4 protein-coding genes are annotated in these 4,358 nt (G+C 56.6%); all 4 read right to left on the bottom strand.

Features of this window, described 5'->3' with window-relative positions; translation table 11 throughout:
• Positions 1-750 precede the first annotated feature (750 nt).
• A complete protein-coding gene (locus RMSM_RS10945) occupies positions 751-1,179 on the bottom strand; it encodes a carboxypeptidase-like regulatory domain-containing protein (protein ID WP_236622088.1) in 429 nt (142 codons plus the stop codon).
• Positions 1,176-2,201 (bottom strand): DUF1559 family PulG-like putative transporter, encoded by a 1,026-nt coding sequence (locus RMSM_RS10940; RefSeq protein ID WP_040765664.1) that lies wholly within the window; start codon positions 2,199-2,201, stop codon positions 1,176-1,178. Before RMSM_RS10940 ends, RMSM_RS10945 begins: the two co-directional genes overlap by 4 nt.
• 78 nt (positions 2,202-2,279) lie before the next feature.
• Complete coding sequence (locus RMSM_RS10935) at positions 2,280-3,893, bottom strand: permease (RefSeq protein WP_040765661.1); 1,614 nt, start codon at positions 3,891-3,893, stop codon at positions 2,280-2,282.
• A partial coding sequence (locus tag RMSM_RS10930) for a hypothetical protein (protein WP_315850140.1) occupies positions 3,893-4,358 on the bottom strand: 466 nt, incomplete at its 5' end. The genes RMSM_RS10935 and RMSM_RS10930, both read right to left, overlap by 1 nt.

The following is a 4,358-nucleotide window of genomic DNA, read 5'->3' as shown; positions in this document are numbered from 1 at the left end:
CGCCCGACGCGTCGCGGTTCGCTGACTGTCCGCCGCAGTTCCGCCGCGTCATGGAGGCAACCTTATGTACCGCACCTTCCGAACGAATCGGCCGCGTAAGCGAACTTGTCAGCCTGCTTAGCAGATAGGAAGAAGACCTTCCGACTATTAGCCGCTTTGGCGAACGCTGTGAAGCATTTATTCGTAGCGAAACTCGCAGAGAGTTTCGGTTTTACTAGCGTGGCCGAAAGCCTCTGCGACTTTTGCTACAGCACACCCACGGCTCACGCCGTGGGCTGCATCCTGACGTCCCTCTCGGTACTTGCTAATGCGGATAGGCGGAAGTCGTTTCGTCGATTGGTCGCTAGCCGCGGCTGTTGATTTACTCGTACGATGGACTTCCTAGTCCGTCGAATACATCAGTGACGGCCGAGGATCCATCAGCCACCAATCGCCATAGGAGACTTCACAAAATCAACAGGCCGCTAGCCAAGGTTCCGACAATCAACCGGGGCTAGCGGCTTGTTGATTTAGTAAGCCGCACGCGCGTCAGCGGCCGGGTTCCGCGCATTACCCGGTGCCTTACGGCCCTCGGCTCACCAATGCGATTTGCATTTCGACCAAATCAACAGCCTGCAAGCGGCCAAACGGGCATCGGGATTTCACTCAATGATTCCTGCCTACCTTAGTGTTGGTTCACTCACTGCGACCGGGCGGGCCCCGCGCCGCACCGCTATATCGAACCAGTAAGTTCGGCACTCTCGCTGGACCTCACTCGTCGCTGGGGTCCAGCGTGATCGTCAAAAGTGTGTCAGAGTCCTCGGGATTCGTCGCTCGCAGTCCGCTGGTGTAGTAGTCGGCGTAGCGGCGTGGTACCGTTCGGCCATGCTGGTGCGTTTCGGCGGCCAGATCTTCGGTAAGCACGATTTGCACGACGACGACTTCATAGTCCCCCGGTGGACAGCCGACGTCGCCGTCTAGATTGGTCAACGTGAAACTTCCGTCGCCTGCAATTCGACTTGCGTACCGTGAACCGTCGGCGAGTGACCGAAACTCGACACTTCCGGATTGCACGGGGCTGTTATCCGAGAACCGCACGATCCCATCATGAGAACCGCTCGGTTTGCTGCAACCGGTTGATAGGAGGGCAAGTAGGGCGGCGCATATCAATGTAGCGATACGTGAGAGAGAGCGGTTCAATGGGCAAACTCCACCACTCGCGCGTCACGCCGATTCGCCAGCGAACCGAGTAGCTTCGTATCGGTCTCGGGCGAGAACCGTCGAACGCTGCCATCAACGAGTGCAAAGTGAACGCCGGCAGGATGCCAGCTGCCAAACGAAAACATGTCGGCTAAGACATCGCTCGGTCCGCTGGCCAGTCGCAATCCGGGTCCCGCCAAGCGGGCTGAAGCCGGCAAATGATCGCCGTCGTAGGCCGGCGAGTCTTCGGGAAATTGAGCGAGCCCATTGAATGGTACAAATTTTTCCCCGAACAAAAACGTCGTCGAGGTTCCATCGGCAACCGAAGCCATGCGAATACGATCCGACGGAGCGACTGCCTTGCCGGCTTTGCAATCAGGACGCACGCTGATGATCACCCCGGTTCCGTTACCACCGAAATAAAAATCGGTGGGCGCACCGGTTGCACCGGGCGTCAAGTCACCATGGTTGCCGGCATAGTCACTGAGTGCTCCTTCGACGTCGAGCGTCATGTCGATCGGACGCGGCGGGATCAGACAACCGCATGGCAAGCGGCCTCCGCCACCGGTCACTGTGGTTCGCAGGTTCCGCGTGCCGATGGGCCGTGTCCCGGATCGACGAGAGGGACAGAGGAAAATATCGGGCACGACGGTGCGAACGTTCTCGGGGTGTTGATGCCATGGCGTCGAAAAAGACCACTGCTCACCGAGTGCGGACTGTTCGATGTAGGGCATCACGCGTGCCAGCCAAGTCGGCGTTTCCTGGCCACACTGATCCGCAGGATCGGCATCAGGACGCGATTCGTAACGCGCCGGAGGGAAATACCCGAGCGCGTCGTGGTGCAAATGAGTCGCCAAAGCAAGCTGACGAATGCGATTCTTACAATCGGTACTGCGTGCGGCCTCGCGAGCCGACTGGACAGCCGGCAACAAAACCGCGATTAGAACGCCGATGATCGCAATCACCACCAACAATTCGAGCAGCGTAAAACCACTCGGTTGGTATTTTCTATCTTTCAACATGAATCGGATGATCCGCAGCAAAAAGGGTATCAGTCCGGTCCGACCACCGGACATTGTAACCCCGGAAAATCGCGATAGTTAGTCGGTGGGCCGAAAAGATCGAACCCAGCGTGAATTGGTCGCCAAAATATCCCTCACAACCCGTTTCGTCTCATCCGGTTCAAACGGATCATGCTCCAGTTCATGCTCGAGCAATTCCAATTTTTTGCGAATCAAATAGCCCTGCATGCGTTGATAGTGACGTACTTGACCGGTTCTCAGGAACGTGCCGACCTCCATTCGCCGGCTCCAATCTTCCCAAACGGGTAACCAAAACAATGCGTGGTCGACTTGGCCGCTGTTGGCCGCCGTCAAACACTCGGCACGGGCCATGCCGATTTCATCCAAGCACTCGCCGGGCGATGGATAGTAGGCAAAACAGGCCACGACACTGAGTGCGACCAAACCACCCAGTATCGTCGCTCCGATCACACCGGGTGGCACGATGATGTCAAAGCCTCGCCGAACCGGAGCATCCGGTGTCTGCATCGAAGAAGCGAACGAATTTGTTTTCGCACTGGCAATCAATGACGCTTCGTCGATTTTCATTACACGAAACAGAACACCGAAAGCGGCGACAATTGCCAAAGCGATCAGCGACGCATAGATGCTGATGTCAATTTCTTTGGCGACCAAATCGCCAATGGTGCTGAGGCTGATCGGGTGAGATGTCGAAAGCGGATTGGCATAGATGTCAAACGCATGTGTATGCCCTGCGGGCTCGACCCCGGGCGGAACCAGCGGCTTGTTGATCGCGTAGGACACGCTCAACACGATCAACGAAAGCGATGCCATCCATAGCGACGCGGCTTTCCATCCATAGTGCCGCGCGAACCAAAGTGGCGTGGCGAAGTTCATGCCAGCCCCAAGGATCAACAGCGTGAACGACGCACCGGGCGAGTTTGCATGTTGAAACATCATTCCCATTTGGCTCATCGCCAACATCGGTGTCGCGTAAACCGGCACCGCGACAAACAACATCTTCAGCGGCGCCCACCAATCGTCGCGTTCGACCGAATGTTGCATCGATCCGTATGGCAACACGGCGGCCAGCAGAGCCAGTCCCGAGATGGCGACAAACGCCACCAGTACCGACATGCCCGTGGTTTGACGTGAAAAGTGTACGAACGTAGCGAAGACGCGGCGAAGGCCAATCAGGTGGTCAGTCGTCTTGCTCGATTCCAACCCCTCATTACTGTCTTGGTTCTCCTCGCCGCCGGGAACACGATGGGACAACGCATCCCAAAACAACCCCAATGCCGTTACCACAATCAGCGACCCGAGCGCAAACAGAATAATCACCAGCGGTCGGCTGAGCGTCAGACCGTAAAGCAGCGATAGTGGATTAAAAAGCGGAGCGGATAACGCAAATGCCGACATCGCCCCGGGCTTCACTTTCGCACGTCGCATCTCAAACAAGATGGGCAGCACCCCGATTGAGCAAACGGGCAACAACATCCCGACCAACCATGACTGCGGCAGTGATCGCAACGTATCGCCTCCGAACAATCGTCTCGTTCCCTGGTGCCCCAAGTAGTAACGCAGGATCGATGCGATCAACAGCCCGACCAACAACGTCGGTGCTGCCTGAGCGAACCCCTGCATAACACGGATCAGCCCGCCGCACAGCATCATCGAAATTGACTGATTCATCATTCGCCTTTGACTAGGTTGGGATACTGCTCGGGAATTTTTGTCGCCGCTTCATCAATCGCGTTGCAAAGCGAGCGAAGCTGTTCTCGATTCTCGTCGGTCAGTTTGCCTTTCGCTGCTCGCAGGTTCGCCATTAACGACTCACTGGCGTGGTAAAGGGGCAACCAATCGCTTTCGCACAGGTTTGTGTCGGCGGCGATTTCGGCCGTCCAACTGACCAAATCTTCGATCTCGTGCGTGGTATGCTCGTCTACGTTTTCGTTGTTAAGACGCTCTCGCAACTTGGCGGCCACATCGGCAAGATCGCTGGGCCAATGATCTGCAACCGCATGATCATGTTCAAACAGCGACGTTTTGGATGTAGTGTCATCACCCCCACAGCCAACGATCACCGGTAGCAACAGTAGGATAGGCTTCCAGCCTGTCATCCGCAAAACCGCACCGACCCACCGTTTGATATAGGTT

This window comes from Rhodopirellula maiorica SM1 (assembly GCF_000346295.1).
GTDB classification, from domain to species: domain Bacteria; phylum Planctomycetota; class Planctomycetia; order Pirellulales; family Pirellulaceae; genus Novipirellula; species Novipirellula maiorica.
Note: the sequence above shows the minus strand (reverse complement) of the source record. Positions and strands in the feature narration are given on the sequence as shown.

Bases quoted from the DNA above. Each gene is read 5' to 3' on its own strand.
- RMSM_RS10940 (WP_040765664.1), bottom strand. From the start codon at position 2,201: ATGTTGAAAGATAGAAAATACCAACCGAGTGGTTTTACGCTGCTCGAA.
- RMSM_RS10935 (WP_040765661.1), bottom strand. From the start codon at position 3,893: ATGAATCAGTCAATTTCGATGATGCTGTGCGGCGGGCTGATCCGTGTT.